General features: G+C 66.7%; 12 protein-coding genes and 1 pseudogene. 4 read left to right on the forward strand and 9 right to left on the reverse strand.

Features of this window, described 5'->3' with window-relative positions:
• Positions 1-18: 18 nt before the first annotated feature.
• The 8 genes and pseudogenes from WS87_RS31530 to WS87_RS31565 form a co-directional block, all read right to left on the reverse strand.
• The gene (locus WS87_RS31530) at positions 19-351 is read right to left on the reverse strand and encodes an NIPSNAP family protein (RefSeq protein WP_059820073.1); all 333 of its coding nucleotides are present in this window, start codon (positions 349-351) and stop codon (positions 19-21) included.
• Positions 341-1,969: pseudogene (locus WS87_RS31535) on the reverse strand (bifunctional 3-(3-hydroxy-phenyl)propionate/3-hydroxycinnamic acid hydroxylase). The gene WS87_RS31530 and the pseudogene WS87_RS31535 overlap by 11 nt, the downstream one beginning before the upstream one ends.
• On the reverse strand, positions 1,966-2,850 hold the full coding sequence (locus WS87_RS31540) for an alpha/beta fold hydrolase (RefSeq protein WP_059820114.1): 885 nt from the start codon (positions 2,848-2,850) through the stop codon (positions 1,966-1,968). The pseudogene WS87_RS31535 and the gene WS87_RS31540 overlap by 4 nt, the downstream one beginning before the upstream one ends.
• A 26-nt stretch (positions 2,851-2,876) precedes the next feature.
• On the reverse strand, positions 2,877-3,482 hold the full coding sequence (locus tag WS87_RS31545) for an amino acid synthesis family protein (protein WP_059820072.1): 606 nt from the start codon (positions 3,480-3,482) through the stop codon (positions 2,877-2,879).
• A gap of 50 nt (positions 3,483-3,532) precedes the next feature.
• Positions 3,533-4,048, reverse strand: a complete 516-nt coding sequence (locus tag WS87_RS31550) for a VOC family protein (protein WP_059820071.1) — start codon at positions 4,046-4,048, stop codon at positions 3,533-3,535.
• Positions 4,049-4,060: 12 nt separating this feature from the next.
• A complete protein-coding gene (locus tag WS87_RS31555) occupies positions 4,061-5,098 on the reverse strand; it encodes a WD40/YVTN/BNR-like repeat-containing protein (RefSeq protein ID WP_059820070.1) in 1,038 nt (345 codons plus the stop codon).
• 15 nt (positions 5,099-5,113) lie between these two features.
• Positions 5,114-5,926 carry an SDR family NAD(P)-dependent oxidoreductase gene (locus tag WS87_RS31560; protein ID WP_059820069.1) on the reverse strand — a complete coding sequence of 271 codons (813 nt, stop codon included), beginning with the start codon at positions 5,924-5,926 and terminating at the stop codon, positions 5,114-5,116.
• A 51-nt stretch (positions 5,927-5,977) separates the two neighbouring features.
• A complete protein-coding gene (locus tag WS87_RS31565; RefSeq protein ID WP_059820068.1) occupies positions 5,978-7,561 on the reverse strand; it encodes an acetolactate synthase large subunit in 1,584 nt (527 codons plus the stop codon).
• A 402-nt stretch (positions 7,562-7,963) separates the two neighbouring features.
• Here WS87_RS31565 and WS87_RS31570 point away from each other — a divergent pair, with 402 nt between their 5' ends.
• Positions 7,964-10,069, forward strand: coding sequence for a TonB-dependent siderophore receptor (locus WS87_RS31570; RefSeq protein WP_059820067.1), 2,106 nt, complete (start codon positions 7,964-7,966; stop codon positions 10,067-10,069).
• Between the two features lie 144 nt (positions 10,070-10,213).
• Here the strand turns inward: WS87_RS31570 and WS87_RS31575 are convergent, their stop codons facing one another.
• Positions 10,214-11,560: an MFS transporter gene (locus tag WS87_RS31575; protein WP_059820066.1), complete on the reverse strand. Its 1,347-nt coding sequence runs from the start codon at positions 11,558-11,560 to the stop codon at positions 10,214-10,216.
• 295 nt (positions 11,561-11,855) lie between these two features.
• Between WS87_RS31575 and WS87_RS31580 the strand changes: the two genes are divergently transcribed.
• The 3 genes from WS87_RS31580 to WS87_RS31590 all read left to right on the forward strand — a co-directional run bounded on the left by WS87_RS31580 (position 11,856) and on the right by WS87_RS31590 (position 16,146).
• Positions 11,856-12,893, forward strand: coding sequence for a LacI family DNA-binding transcriptional regulator (locus WS87_RS31580; protein ID WP_082750706.1), 1,038 nt, complete (start codon positions 11,856-11,858; stop codon positions 12,891-12,893).
• Positions 12,894-13,135: 242 nt separating this feature from the next.
• Positions 13,136-14,917, forward strand: coding sequence for an IlvD/Edd family dehydratase (locus WS87_RS31585; protein WP_059820064.1), 1,782 nt, complete (start codon positions 13,136-13,138; stop codon positions 14,915-14,917).
• Positions 14,918-14,952: 35 nt separating this feature from the next.
• Complete coding sequence (locus WS87_RS31590) at positions 14,953-16,146, forward strand: fumarylacetoacetate hydrolase family protein (RefSeq protein WP_059820063.1); 1,194 nt, start codon at positions 14,953-14,955, stop codon at positions 16,144-16,146.
• The last annotated feature ends 109 nt before the right edge of the window (positions 16,147-16,255 follow it).

Consider the following 16,255-nt stretch of genomic DNA (forward strand, 5'->3'; position numbering starts at 1 on the left):
GATGATGCGACGATCGCTTCACGCCGCCTGCCGCGGCGCACGCAACAGGCCGCCGATTTCCTGCCGGAGAATCTGGTTTTCCTGCCGCACGAGCAGATGCCGGACCTTGCCGCGAAACGAACTGAATGCGGGATCGGCCATCAACGCGGCGCGACGCCGGGCGCGATCGTCGAGCGAATCGAACGCCCACAGATAGACGAGCTGGTTCAGCGGCCCGACTTCCGTCGCAAAACAGCCGATCATCGTGCCGAGCGCCTGCTCCTGCGGCGCGCGTCCGCATTCTGCGTATAACCGCAGATATTCGGCGACGCCGCCTGGCACCAGCGTATAAGTGCGTTGCTCAACAAACATGCGCTGCCTCCCGTTGTCGCGGCGCGAATGCGTGAAAGGCCGCGGTCACGCGGGCCATGCCGACGGCATCGGCTTGCGCCGCCACGTAGCGATCGGGGCGCACCACCACGAGCGGGCCGGCATGTCGGTCGAACCATGCCGCCAGCGCGTTGTCGACGTCCTCGACACATGTGCTGCCATGCGCGCTGGTCACCCGCCGTGTCCGACTCGTCCCGCTGCGCGAACGGCTAACCTGAACGAAGGTCGCGCCGAGCGACGTCCAGTACGCGCGATCGTCGTCGCTCAGGCACGCTTGCGGATCGCATTGCCAGCCGACGATCGAGAACCACGGGCCCAACACGTCATCGAGTTTGCGACGCACGCCATCGGCCGTTTCGACGTCGGGCTGCGCGATCATCCTGCCGACCGCACCCGACTCGCCCGGCAGCACGATGCCGCGCGTATAGCTCGGCATCGGCTTGAAACGCATCTGTAGGATGTAGTCCTTCAGTCACGGCGCGAACCGGGCGAGCCGGAGGAAGCGGTCACGCAGGAATGCGACGAACCGGTTGGTCGGCATCAGCATCGCGCCGAAGGTGTCGGCGAGGTCGATCATCGCCTTCGCGTGATCGCGCCGCTCCGACTCGTACGTCGCGATCACGCCGGGATGCAGCGCACCACGGACGACACCCGCCAGCTTCCACGCGAGGTTGCCCACATCGCGCAGCCCCGCGTTCAGGCCCTGGCCGATCCACGGCGGACTCAGATGCGCCGCGTCGCCGACCAGTGCCACGCGACCGACGACGAAACGCTCCGCCACGCGCGAATGGTGCGTATAAGTTCGTGCGCGCACGATCTCGACCCGATCGATGTCGTCGACGTACGGTGCGATCAGCGCGCGAATCGATTCGGGTTTCGCGATCGTCTCTTCGTCCTCGTGCGGGAACACGAGAAACTCCCAGCGCCGGAAATCGAACGGCAGATAGATGCACACATTCGGACGGCGCGGATCGCAGTTCAGCGCCGTGCACGGCTGATCGAGTCCCGCATTCTTCACGTCGACCACGACCCATTTGATCGGATGCGTCGTGCCGCCCAGCTTGACGCCCAGCAGCTCGCGCATCGGGCTGCGACCACCGTCGGCCGCCACCACGTAGTCGGCCTCGAGCAGGTAGCATCGCCCGTCGGCGCGGCGCACCTGCAACGTGACGCATGCATCGTCCTGTTGAAGGCCGACCACTTCCTCGCTGGTCCGCAAGGACACGTTCGGATAGCGCGCCAGCCCGTCGCGCAACGTTCGCTCGGCCAGTTGCTGCATGAAGATGTTGCGTCGCCACCAGCCGAATTCGCGCACCGACGGGCGAATGTCGGCGAAACACTCGCCGTTCGCATCGAACATGCGCAATGGCACGTTCTGGATGATGTCTCGGCTCAGCTCGTCGGCGAGGCCCGCGGTCTGGAACATCCGCAGTGCTTCGTCGTCGATGCCGACCGCACGCGGAAACTCGACAATCCGCGGTGCCTTCTCGATGACGACCGTCGCGACGCCATACAGGCCGAGTAGGTTTGCCATCGCCACGCCGTTCGGCCCCGCGCCGACGATCGCGACCGACGTGCGCTCGGAATGATTCGCCTTCATGCGTCACCCCTCCCGCGCCATGCCGGATCGTCGAGACGATCGAGCCACGTGCGCAACGAGCGATTGAATGCGGCGGGCTGATCGTCATGCACGTAATGCGTCGCACCGGGTATGTCGACCCGCTCGATTCCGGCGTTGGCGGCCGCCATTTCGGCCGCGACTTCCGCGGAAAGAAAATCCGATTCGCCACCGCGCAACAGCAGCGTCGGTATATGCAAATTGACGACCAGCGGCCACAGATGAACGAGCTGCTCCGATGTCGCGGCCAGCCGCGCCGCTGCAATCCCTTCGGCATCGTGCCGCCACACGATCCGCCCTTGCGCATCCTCTCTCAGCGAGTGCGTCAGGCGCGAATCGAGCGCGGATTCCGCGATGTTCGGCCGCTGGCGTCGCCAGAATGCACGCGCGTCGTCCCACGACGCGAACGCGTCTGGCGTCTCCTTCAGCTCGCGCTTGATGCGCTCCGAACCCTGCGAGCCAGCGGACGCGCCCGGGCCCATGTCCTCGATCACGAGGCCCGCGAGCCGCTCCGGCTTCGCCGCGGCGTAGACGAATGCGTTGGCGCCGCCCATCGAATGACCGGCCAGCACGAATCGTTTCAGGCCGAGCGCGTGCACGAGCGCGTCGAGATCGCGCACATAGGCCGCCGCGTAGTAATTGCGCCGCGGATCCCAGTCGCTCCAGCCACGTCCGCGCTGGTCGAGCGCGACGACCCGATAACAGTCGACCAGCACATCGGCGACACTCGCCCAGGTGTGCGCGTAGCTGCGCAAGCCGTGCAGCATCACCACGGCCGGCGCATCGTCGCGCCCCCAGCTCACGTAGTGCAGCCGCAACCCGTCGTTCTCGACCCATCCATCCTTGACGGATGCCGTATTCATCATTCGCTCTCCGGCAGCGTCCGCGATCAGACCAGGCCGTCGCGACCGACGATCTCGCTCGCTTTCAGGCCGCCGAGCCGCGCATGCAGGCGGCCGCGCGTCGCGAACGCGAAGATCACCAGCACTTCGTCGTCGTTGGGCGCGTCAGGGAACAGGCACGTCACAGTGTCGTAGTGCGATCGCACGTAGAGGGCGTCCTTGTGCGCGAGCGGCACGTCGATCACCGTGTTGATCGGGCCGCGCTTGCCGCTCGACGGGACCCAGGACTTCCCGCCGCCGAGCGCCGCACGGATCGGCTCCGCGAAGATCGATGTGAGGAACGCGTTGCCGTGCTCGTACTCGCCGGCTGCGCCGACCAGACAAGCCTTGCCGTAGCTCTCGATCGCACGACCTTCGGCGAGCGACTCGATACGCCGCGCAAACTCCTTGCCGAGCGCAGGCGACGGGCGCACAAGATCATCGAGGTTTTCGCTGAACCGTGCTGCGTACGGATTGTGCACGGCCGCCGCGATCACGATCTTGCGCAATGGTTCGCCATCCGCAAGCTGTCCGGATTCGTTCGCGAGCGAATCCTCGATCTGCGTGTACCACTTGCGGATATGAAAGCCTTCGAAATTTGCGATCTTGCTCATCAGGAATCCTCTATGATGTATCGGTATGGCAGAAATGGAAGTCTGGTGTGTCAGTCGAACAGCGGGTCGATCTGCACGGGATCGCTCGGCGCGTTGTAGCGGTGCAGCACGCGCTTTCCCTCCTCGTCGTCCGTGACGGTTTCGCAAAAGAATTCGAGGCGGTTTCCGTCCGGGTCCGAAAAATACACGCCGATCCCGACCTTGTGATCGGTGATCTTGACGATCGGCACGTCGCGGCGAATCAGCATCCCGTACAGGCGGCGCAATTCGGTCAGCCCGCCCGCGATTTCGAGGCCGTAGTGCTGCAGGCCGATCGTGCCGAGCTCCGCATCGGACGCCGCGCGAATCAGCGCGATGTCGTGATGCTTCTGGCCGAAGGACATGAACACCCACTGCTCGCCGCGCGCGGTTTCCGTCATGCCGAGCACGTCGGCGTACCAGATGCTCGAGCGCACCGGATCACGTACGAACAGCGACAGGTGCGTGCGCTGCACGCGCGGTGTCGGCAGCGGCAGTCCGCTGGCGTTCGCGCGCGCCGCATAGTGCTGGATGTCGGACGGGGTCATCGCTCGCTCCGCTCAATGGGTCGACTGCGCGTGTGCGACGAGTGGCGCTTCGAACGGCGTCCACGCAACAGCCGTAATCTCGCTGAAATCGCGCCATTCCTTGGTCCAGCTCCGCCCGCCGTCATGCGACCGGAACAGATGCCCGTACTTGGTACCCGCGTAAACGAGCTCGGGCCGCGCCGCATGGACGCCGAACGCCCAGAAAGTCGAATTCGGCGGTGTCCGCAGATCGGTCTCGTGCCACGCATGGCCGCGATCGGTCGACAGGTAGATACGGCTGCGCGTGCCCGGCGTGCCGTCGCCGACTGCCATCAGCAGGTCGCCGCCGGGCGCCGGCAACTGGGCAACCGTACGTGTGTAGTACAGCCCGCCGAAGCGCTCGCGCGACAGCTTGCCGTCCCACGTCCGTCCGTCGTCCTCGCTCACGTGTACCGCATTCACCGTCAGCAGCACCGTGGTCTTCGGCTTGTCCGGCGTCGCGGACAGCACCACGATCGCATGAATGTCGCTGTTTCGGATCGCCGTGCCAGGACCGTCCACGCGCGACCAGCTTGCGCCGGCGTCGCGGCTGCGCCATGCACCGCCTTCCTCCACGCCGTACCAGACGTTGCGGCCGTCGTCCGGATCGACGCAGATCGTCAGCAGTCGCGGACGATTGACGCCCGAGCAAAACTCCGGGAATTCCGGGGCCGTTCGCGCCCAGGTCAGACCCGCATCGCTCGACTTGTAGAGCGCGGCGCGCGACGGAGCGCCGGTGCCTGCATAGAGCACCGCCGGATTCGCGGGATCGATCGCGATCGACCAGACCGTCTGCCCGTTCAGCGCGTTGTCGGGCCGGAACCAGTGCGCGCCGCCGTCCTCGCTGATGGACAACCCCGAATCTGCACCCGCGTAGACGCGCGACGGCGTCGCGGGATCCACCGCGAGTGTGCGCACGATGCCATCGAACTCGATGGGCTCGGCCAAGCCGAGGCGATGCCACGTCTTGCCGTCGTCGTTCGAGCGCAGGATGCCTTGGCCGGCCGTGGCGACCAGTACGGTTGCGGTCATGAAATGCTCCTTGTGTCAGAGAAAAATGCCGCGCGTGAGCCCACCGTCGCAGCCGATCGACTCGCCGGTGATCGAGCCGGATTTCGGCGACGCGAGAAACGCGACGATCCACCCCATTTCTTCAGGCTGCAGCACGCGCCGGATCGGCGTGACCTTCACGTAATTGGCCTCGACCTCCGCAGCCGTCAGCCCCTGCTTCTGCGCTTCCTTCTCGTAGAGCTCGTGAATGTGCGGCGTCTCGACGACGCCCGGGTGAATCGTGTTGGCCGTGATGCCGAACGGGCCGAGTTGATCGGACAGCGTCTTGGTCAGGTGCACGATCGCCACGTTGCGCATGCCGGACAGCTGCTTGCTGCCGCGGCCCGTCAGGCCGCCGATATTCACGATCCGGCCGAAACCGTGGCGCCGCATGTACGGCGCGGCCGCCTTCGCGCAACGCAGGTAGCCGACGACCTTGATATCGATGTCCTGAAGCAGTCCGTCCGGGTCGGCATGCTCCAGCTCCGCCCGCACCAGGCCGCCGGGATGCGCGGCACCGTTCAGCAGGATGTCGAGCCGGCCGAAGCGTTCGACGCTCGCCGCCATCGCCGCTTCAATGGATGCCATGTCGGTCGTGTCCACCGTGACGGGCAGAATCGCGCCGGACGCGGTGCCCAACGGCGCGAGTGCCGCGCGAATCTCGGCGGCGGCCGTTTCGAGATGTTCCATGCGTCGTGCGGCGATGGTGACGTTGACGCCCTCGCGGGCCAGCTCGAGCGCGACTGCCTTGCCGATGCCCATGCTGCCGCCGGTGATGAACGCGGCTTTTCCGTGGAGTTGCAGATCCATAGCGATGAAAGGTGAGAGTCGGGGATTGAAGAAGTCAGCGTGTTGCTGCGATCAGGACAGGCACATTTCGATGAGCCGCGGCCCGTCGGCGTGCTCGATGGCGCCGTCGAGCGCTTCGACCAGCGCCTGCACGGTGCGCACGCGCTCGGCCGGCACGCCGTAGCCGCGCGACAGCGCGAGCCAGTCGATCGGCGGATCGTCCAGAAGCGTCAGGCGGCTGGCGTGCGGCGTGTCGATCGGTAAGCCACCGCGCGCGAGTTCGGTCTGCAGGATGCCGTAGCGCCGGTTCGATGCAATCAGCATGACGATCGGCAAACGCTCGCGCGCCATCGTCCACAGCGACTGGATCGTGTATTGCGCACTGCCGTCGGACTGCAGCGCGAACACGCGGCGTGCCGGGCACGCGACGGCGGCGCCGAGCGCCACCGGCAAGCCCTGGCCGATCGCGCCGCCCGTATTCGTGAGGATCGTGTGACGGCGCGCGCGCGCCGATGCGGTCACGAACGGGTAGCCGCACGTGCCGCCCTCAATCGACACGATCGCGTCGTCGGGCAACGCATTCGCCAGCACGCGGCCGGCCGCTTGCGGCGTCAGCGGCCCGTCCTCCACTTGCCAGCATTCGGTGGGCACGCCACCGGCGTTCGCCGACGCGCCGCCGATGCGATCGGCCAGCGCTTCGAGCGCGTCGTCCGCCGCGTCGCCCGGCTCGGCCAGCATCACGATGTCCTCGGGGCGCGCGAGTTCGCCTGGAATCCCCTCATAGCCAAAGTAAGTGACGGGCGCGAGCGCACCGGCCAGTACCACGCGCCGGTCGGCCAGCGCCGCGCGCGCCGGCTCCGGAAAGTAAGGCAGGCGGTCGATGTCCGGCAGGCCGCCACCGCGCTCCGCCCGCGCCGGGAAGGTTTCGCTGAAGCAGGACGCGCCGGTCGCTGCCGCGATGCGTGCCGCCGCGCGCTGCCCGCGTGCCGACAGCGCGCGCCCGCCCAGCAACAACACGGTGGGCTGGCCGGCGAGCAGCAGATCGGCGACCTGTTCGACCCGCGCGGGGTCGAACGACACGTCGGCCGGGCGAACCACGGCGGGCGACGCCGTGCCGCGCACCGTGGCCGACTGCAGATCGACCGGCAGCACGAGGGTCGCGACGCCGCGCTGCGCACCCATTGCGGCCGAAATCGCGTCGGCCGTATCCGTCGCGAGATCCGTGGCGTGCGCGACGCTGCGATACCACACCGACACCGGCCGCGCGAGCGACTCGATATCGGACGTGAGCGGCGCGTCGTACTTCAGATGGTCACGCGTGTGATCGCCGACGATGTTCAGGATCGGGGTGCGGGCGCGGCGCGCGTTGTGCAGGTTGGCGATGCCGTTCGCGTGACCGGGCCCGAGATGCAGCAGCGTCATCGCGGGTTTGCCGGCCATGCGGCCGTACCCGTCCGCCGCCCCCGTGCATACGCCCTCGAACAGCCCGAGGATGGATCGCACGCCAGCCACGGCATCGAGCGCGCCGACGAACGGCATCTCGGTGGTGCCGGGATTGGCAAAACAAACGTCGACGCCGGCGTCTCGTGCCATCGCAAGCACGACGCCCGCCCCGCTTCGCGTTCCGGCCTCGGTGTCCAACTGTGGGATGTTCATGCGTCCGCCCGGTTGCTTGAATGAAGTGAATGTCACTTTAATCCCGAATTACGGGATTTGTCAAACGCGCAGCGAACAACGAAAGTCCGGATATGATCAACGTTTACCCGCGACTACAACGGCGAATCCCGTGAATTTGACTTACCAACGTCGATCAGATAGACATCCAGCATCAAGACGATTCCCGTCATTCGGAATTTCTGAAATTTCGAATCAAGAGAACGCCCGTTGCTGCCGCGGCAGCCGGCGGCCGAATCACATCATCCGTGGGCAAATGAATTTGAGATTGCAAATGCCTCTCATTTGCATTAAATTTCGGCGCGAATGTACTGTTTGGAACATAGCCGTCGGCGCAAGGCCCATCCACCGTGCCCGAATGCAATCCACATCAAGGGACGGGGTATGAGCAGGAAGAACTGGGCGGCCGCACCGATGGCCATCGTCGTCGGCGCGGCCGGCCTGAGCACGGCCGACGCGCAGGAAACAACGCTGTCCACCATCGAGGTCTCGGGGCAGCGCGCGAGCGCGCCGTTTCGCATGCGCGAATCGACGAGCGCGACGCGCAGCGAGGCAGACGTGATGGAGATTCCGTTCGCGGTCAGCAGCGTCGATGCGAAACTCGTGCAAACCGTCGCCGCGACACGCGGCGAGGACCTGTACGACTGGGTCGCGGGCGTCTCGCGGCAGAACAACTTCGGCGGCCTGTGGGACAACTACGCGGTGCGCGGCTTTGCCGGCGACGGCAACACGTCCGGCACCGACTACCTCGTCAACGGCTTCTCGTGGAACCGCGGAATCAGCGTCCCGCGCGACACGGTCAACCTCGAGCGCATGGAAGTGCTCAAAGGGCCCGCGTCGGCGCTATACGGCCGCGGCGATCCGGGCGGGCTCATCAGCTATACGACCAAGCAGCCGCAGTTCGCGCGCTCGAACACCGTCGGCGTGTCGGTCGGCAGCTACGGCGCGTTGCGCGAGACCTTCGATTCAACCGGGCCCGTCACGAAATCGCTCGCGTACCGCTTCGTCGCGATGAACGAGAACAACGGCAGCTTCCGCGATACGGTGTCGAGCAAACGCTACCTGTTCGCGCCGTCGTTCACGTGGGACATCGGCGCGGACACGACGCTCCACTACGAATTCGAGAGCGCACGCCAGCGCGCGCCGCTCGATCGCGGCGTCGTCGCGGTGGGCGGGCAGCTCGGCGCGATTCCGGCTTCGCGCTTTCTCGGCGAGCCCCGCGACGGCGACTACGACGTGCGCAACACGGGCCACCAGTTCACGCTCGAGCATCGCATCGATGCCGGCTGGTCGATCAACGCCGGTTTCGCGCAGCGCACCACCGACCTGTCCGGACGATCGTCCGAGGCGTTCGCGCTGCAGTCCGACGGCCGCACGCTGTGGCGCCGCTACCGGCAAGTCGCGTTTCATTCGAACGATCTGCAAGGCCGCGTCGAGACGACCGGCGCGTTCCGCACCGGCGGCATCGGCCACACGCTCGTGCTGGGCGTCGATGCGTACCGCTTCAACTACGACCAGTTCGTCGCGCGCTCGACGCCGACTGCCGCCGCGCCGTATGCGATCGACATCTTCGATCCCGTCTACGGTCAGCCGGCACCCGTACCGCGCACCGCGACCAATCTGCTCGAGCGCGACGACGGCCAGGGCCTCTATGCGCAGGACACGCTCGCGTTCGGGCCGCACTGGAAAATCCTCGCGGGACTGCGCTGGGATCGCTTTCACCAGTCGGTCGAGAATCGCCTGAAGGGCACGACGAGCAGCCAGTTGCAGACTGCATTAAGTCCGCGCATCGGTATCGTGTATGAAATGAGCCCCGCGTTTTCCGTGTATGCGAACACCGCGTATTCGTTCCGGCCGAACAACGGCGCCGGCGTCGACGGCCGCGCGTTCGATCCGGAGAAGGGGCATGGCTATGAGGTCGGCGCGAAATGGGCCGGCGCACGCTGGCTCGCGACCGTCGCGGCATTCCACGTCAACAAGCGCAACGTGCTGACCGCCGACCCGGCCAATGCAGGCTTCTCGCGCGCGGCCGGCGAAGTGCGCAGCCGCGGCATCGAATTCGAATGGAACGGCGACCTGGGCCACGGCGTGCGCGGCCTCGTCAATCTTGCGTATGTCGATGCACAGGTCACGCGCGATGCCGTACTGACACCCGGCGCGCGCCTCGTCGACATTCCGCGTCTGAGCGGCAGCGCGCTGCTCATGTACGAAACCAGCGTCCCGTTCGCGGACAAGGCCGGCGCCGGCGCGGGCGTGATCTACGTCGGGCGCCGGGCCGGCAACACCGCGAACACGCAGGACGGTTTCGAACTGCCGGCCTATGCGACCGTGCAGCTCAACGGCTATGTGCAGGTCAACAAGCACCTGCGTGCGTCGGTCGTTCTGAACAATTTGTTCAATCGCACTACTTACGTCAGTTCCTACAACAGCCTGTGGGTCACGCCGGGCGCACCGCGCAGCCTGTTTGCGTCGCTCTCCTACGCGTTCTAGCCTGATTCGGTTTCCCGACACGGCCGCGGCATTCAACTCGCCACTGGCGAGTCGCGTGGAAGACGGCGCATGGCCGCATCGAATCGGTCAGACGGGGCAAAGGGCGAGCCATCTGCCCCGTCGGTCCGGTCAACAGCCACGAACCTACTTCGCGGCCGGAGGAAACAGCACGCCGCGCGGAATCAACATGATCAGCACGCAACTGACCAGCAGGCAGGCGCCCAGCGCGTAGGTTCCGTTGTTGATGTTGCCGGTCATTTCCTTTGCGATGCCCGTGATCATCGAACCCGTGAAGCCGGACAGATTGCCCACCGAGTTGATCAGTGCAATGCCGGCGGCCGCGGCCGTGCCGGACAGTATCTGCCCCGGAAAGGTCCAGTAGATCGGCATCAGTGCCAGGATGCCGCACGTGGCGATGGTCAGGAACAGGATCGACAGCACCACGTTCTGTGCACATGCCGCGCTCATGATCAGGCCGACGCCGCCGATCAGCGCGGGAATCGCGGCGTGCAGCCGGCGTTCGCCGGTCTTGCGCGAGTGCGCCGCGTTCCACACCATCGCAAAGATGGCCGTCAGATACGGAACGGCAGTCAGCAGACCGATATGCATCGGGCTGCGCACGCCCGACGCGCGAATGATCGACGGCAGCCAGAAGGCCAGCCCGTAGAAGCCGGTATTGAAGGTGAGCAGGATGAAGGTCAGCAGCCAGACGCGCGGGCTGCGCAACGCGGCACCCACGCCGTGCGACTTGTGCGCGGCCTCGGATTCGAGGTTGCGCGACAGCACCGCCTTTTCCTCGGCAGACAACCACTTCGCCGACTGCGGGCCATCGCCGAGGCAGGCCAGCACGATGAACGCCACCACGATCGACGGCAGGCCTTCGAGCAACAGCATCCATTGCCAGCCGCTCATGCCTGACAAGCCGTGCGTCTGCTCCATCAGCCAGCCGGAAATGACACTGCCCAGCGTCAGGCTCAGCGGGATCGCCACCAGGAAGCCCGACATGGCCACGCTTTGGCGGCGCGCGGGAAACCAGTAATTCATGTACAGGATGACGCCCGGGAAGAAGCCGGCTTCGCACAGACCGAGCAGGAAGCGCAGCGTATAGAACATGGTGGACGTCTGCACGTGAAAGAACTGAGCGAGCGGCACGATGAAGGCCATCGACGACGACACGATGCCCCATGTGATCATGATCCGCGCGATCCAGAAGCGTGCGCCGTAGCGGTGCAGCAGCAAGTTGCTCGGCATCTCGAACAGGAAATAGCCCCAGAAGAAAACGCTGGCGCCGAGCGCGTAGACGCTGTCGCTCAGGCTCAGGTCATCGAGCATCTGCAGCTTGGCGAAACCCACGTTGACGCGGTCCAGGTAGGCCACGACGTAGCAGAGCAGCAGCAACGGCAGGATGCGCCGCATGACCTTGCGGTAGAGGGCGTCTTCGGACGAGCCGACCGCGGCCGGTGCGGCGGCGGTCTGCGTGAGGGATGGCATCGGTTTGTCTCCTGATTGTGTAGGACTTCTTCGTGCCGGCGGATTCGCTGAGGAACTGATGCGCCCATGTTACCGATAACATTCCCGCCCAAAAAAAGGCGCCGATCTGGCGACGGGCGCAACCGGCAGCCTGATACCGGTAACAGCTTTGAAGGTAGCATGCCGCGACAACCGTGCTCAAGTCCCGATCGACAAGTGGTTTCCCTAGTGCCGCGCGAATCACCGGCGCGCGGCGGCGGCCCGCACGGCACCGGTATCATGTAGCCTTTCCCGGTTTCTCCCGATCGCAATTCCCATGCCCAGCCCCACCGCCGTCCGGCCTGCCGGACCGCCCCGCATGTCCGATGTAGCGCGCCTGGCCGGCGTATCGAAGATGACCGTCTCGCGCGTGCTGGCCGGCCACAGCGTGGCCGCCGAGACGCGCGAACGGGTCTGCAGGGCCATCGATCAGCTCGGTTACGTGGCCGACGCCGCCGCAGGTGCGCTGTCGTCCGGGCGGTCGGAATTTGTCGCGGTGCTGGTGCCGTCGCTGTCGAGTTCCAACTTCTCCGACACCGTGCGCGGCCTGACCGACGCACTCGAGCCGCATGGCCTGCAACTGCTGCTCGGCGACACCGACTATGACCTGGCGCGGGAAGAACGGCTGGTACGCTCCATGCTGCGTCACCAGCCGCGCTGCATCGCGCTGACGGGGGCGCAGCACACCGATGCGACGCGCACGGTGCTGGCACGCTCGGGCATCCCCGTGGTCGAGATGTGGGACCTGCCCACGCATCCGATCGATACCGCGGTGGGCTTCTCGAACGTGCGCGCCGCACGCGCGATGGTGCGTCATCTGGCCGAGCGCGGCTACGAGCGCATCGGCTTTCTCGGCGGCGCCAGCGCACTGGACCGCCGCGGGCTGGACCGGCTCAAGGGATACCAGGCGGAGATCAAGGCACTGGGGCTGGGCGAGCCGCGCGTCGTCCGACTGGGCGAATCGCCGATCACCATGAGCCACGGCGGGCCCGCCATGGCGGCACTGCTGGAGACGTGGCCGGACACCACCGCGGTCATGTGCGTGAGCGACATGTCGGCGTTCGGCGCAATCATGGAATGCCATCGACGCGGACTGTCCGTGCCCGCGGACATGGCCGTGGCCGGCTTCGGGAACTTCGAAGTGGCGACATGCTGCCACCCGACCATTACCACGGTGTCGGTCGACGCCTACGGCATCGGCCTGCGCACGGGCGAGGCCCTGCTCGCCGCGCTGCAGGCGCGCGACGGCGGCGAACGGATCGAGCCGCACAGCATCCGCGTCGACTACACGATCGTCGCGCGGGAAAGCGCCTGACGAGCCGACTGCCGGACCTGTCGTCCTTCACGAGAAGCGGCGGCGTCCGATGCGCAACGTGCGCGACGTCATGGAGGCACCTCCCCCTCCTCCGTCGCCGCACGTTCCCCACCGCCTGCACCCACCCATACGCAAAATTCCCTTCCGCGACGCAAAAACCCCGTGCTAACATGCCCCGAATGTTACCGGTAACTATCCGGCACAAAAAAACCGGACACGGCCCTATTCGGAGACAACCCGCCATGCCGCAAACCCCTCGCCGCCTGCGCAGCCAGGAGTGGTTCGACGACCCCACACACGCAGACATGACCGCGCTCTACGTCGAGCGATTCATGAACTACGGGTTGACGCGTGAGGAATTGCAGTCGGGCCGTCCCATCATCGGCATCGCGCAGACGGGCAGCGACCTGGCGCCGTGCAATCGCCACCACATCGAACTGGCCGAACGCACCAAGGCAGGCATTCGCGACGCGGGCGGCATCCCGATGGAATTCCCCGTGCATCCGCTGGCCGAGCAAAGCCGCCGGCCCACCGCGGCACTCGACCGCAACCTGGCGTATCTCGGGCTGGTGGAAGTCCTGCATGGCTTTCCGCTGGACGGCGTGGTCCTGACGACCGGATGCGACAAGACCACCCCCGCCTGCCTGATGGCCGCGGCCACCGTGGACATGCCCGCCATCGTGCTGTCCGGCGGGCCGATGCTCGACGGCTGGCACGAAGGCAAGCGCGTCGGCTCGGGCACGGTGATCTGGCACGCCCGCAATCTGCTGGCCGCCGGCGATATCGACTACGAAGGTTTCATGCAGCTGACCACGGCGGCGTCGCCGTCGATCGGTCACTGCAACACCATGGGCACGGCGCTGTCGATGAACAGTCTGGCCGAGGCGCTCGGCATGTCGCTGCCGGGATGCGCGAGCATTCCCGCCGCCTACCGCGAGCGCGGCCAGATGGCTTACGCGACGGGCAAGCGCGCCGTCGAGCTCGTCCGCGAAGACCTGCGCCCGTCGAAGATCATGACGCGCGCGGCCTTCGAGAATGCCATCGTCGTCGCCTCCGCGCTCGGCGCATCGACCAACTGCCCGCCGCACCTGATCGCCATCGCGCGCCACATGGGCGTGGCGCTGAGCCTGGACGACTGGCAGCGCTTCGGCGAATCCGTGCCGCTGCTCGTCAACTGCATGCCGGCCGGCGAGTACCTCGGGGAGAGCTTCCACCGCGCCGGCGGCGTGCCCGCCGTGCTGCGTCAACTCGATGCGGCCGGCCTGCTGCGGCGCGACTGCCTGACCGTGTCCGGCCGCGCGATCGGCGAGATCGCGGACACGGCGCAGGAGGCCGACCGCGACGTGATCCGCACGCCCGACGAGCCGCTCAAGCATGGCGCCGGCTTCATGGTGCTGTCCGGCAACTTCTTCGACAGCGCGATCATGAAGATGTCGGTCGTAGGCGAGGCCTTTCGGCAGACCTACCTTGCGGAGCCGGGCGCGGAGAACACCTTCGAGGCACGCGCCATCGTCTTCGATGGCCCCGAGGACTACCACGCCCGCATCAACGACCCTCGGCTCGACATCGACGAACGCTGCATCCTGGTGATCCGGGGCTGCGGCACGGTCGGCTATCCGGGCAGTTCGGAAGTCGTCAACATGGCGCCGCCCGCCAATCTGGTGAAGCGTGGCGTGACGTCGCTGCCATGTCTCGGCGATGGACGCCAAAGCGGCACATCGGCCAGCCCGTCGATCCTGAACGTGTCGCCGGAAGCGGCCGTCGGCGGCGGCCTGGCCCTGCTGCGCACGAACGATCGCATCCGCGTGGACCTGAATCGCCGCAGCGTCGACCTGCTCGTCGACGCAGAAGAACTCGCGCGCCGCCGCGAGACCGCAAGCTTCACCGTGCCGCAGGCGCAAACGCCGTGGCAGGCACTCTATCGCCAGTTCGTGGGCCAGTTGTCCACCGGCGGCTGCCTCGAACCGGCCACGCTCTATCTGAAGGTCATCGAGCAGCGCGGCAACCCGCGCCATTCGCACTGATCCACCCGCCCACGACTCTTGCCGAGCTGACGACCATGCGTACTCCTTCCGTTTCCGACTGCCTGCCGCACGACCTTGCGCAGGCCCTGCTGATCGGCCGTGTCTGGCGGCACGACGGCGCCCACGCGGGCCCGAGCGTCGTCGCCGTGCGTGGCGGCGACGTGTTCGACATCACGCGCATCGTGCCGACCACCGCGGACCTGTTCGACCGCCCCGACGCAGTCGACATCGCCCGCACCGCCCCCGGCGAATCGCTCGGCCGCGTCGAGCCGCTGTTGCAGGCGGCGCTGGACGGCGCGTCCGGCGCGCTGCGCCTGCTCGCTCCGTGCGACGTGCAGGCCATCAAGGCGTGCGGCGTAACCTTTGCCGTCAGCCTGATCGAACGCGTGATCGAAGAACAGGCAGGCGGGGATCCCGCCAAGGCGACGGAAGTACGCGAAACCATCGCCGCGACCATCGGCACCGATCTGTCGAAAATCGTCCCCGGTTCGGACGCCGCCATGCGCCTGAAGGCGGAACTCGAGCGCCGCGGCGCGTGGTCGCAATACATGGAAGTCGGCATCGGCCCGGATGCCGAGGTGTTCTCCAAGTCGCAGCCCATGTCCGCGGTGGGCTTCGGCGCGGACGTGGGGCTGCTGCCCGGATCGGTGTGGAACAATCCGGAGCCGGAGATCGTGCTGGCGGTCGGCAGCGACGGCCGGCCGGTTGGCGCCACGCTCGGCAACGACGTGAATTTGCGCGACATCGAAGGCCGCTCCGCGCTGCTGCTCGGCAAATGCAAGGACAACAACGGTTCGTGCGCGATCGGCCCGTTCGTGCGGCTCTTCGACGGCGACTTCACGCTGGACAGCGTGCGGCAGGCCAGCGTGTCGCTGCGCGTCGACGGCGCGGACGACGATTTCGTCCTCGACGGCATCAGCCACATGCGCGAGATCAGCCGCGACCCGGCCGATCTCGTCGCGCAGACCTGCGGCGCGCATCACCAGTATCCGGACGGCTTCATGCTGTTCCTGGGCACGATGTTCTCGCCGATCCAGGACCGCGACGCGCCCGGCGGCGGATTCACGCATCACCTGGGCGACCGCGTCACCATCTCCACGCCCGCGCTCGGCGCGCTCGTCAACGTCGTGCGGCTTTGCACGGAGATCGCGCCGTGGACCTTCGGCGTGCGCGCGCTGTACGCCAATCTGGCCGCACGCGGCCTGCTCGATGCCGCGGCATGCCGTTGAGCCGATAGACCGCATGCCGCCCGAGCCCACGACGCAGCCGAACCGGGAACGAAATATGCGCGCATCCCGGTTTGCCGGTTGCACGGCAGGTTTTGCAACGCAGGCAACC

This window comes from Burkholderia sp. MSMB0856 (assembly GCF_001524645.2).
GTDB lineage: Bacteria > Pseudomonadota > Gammaproteobacteria > Burkholderiales > Burkholderiaceae > Burkholderia > Burkholderia diffusa.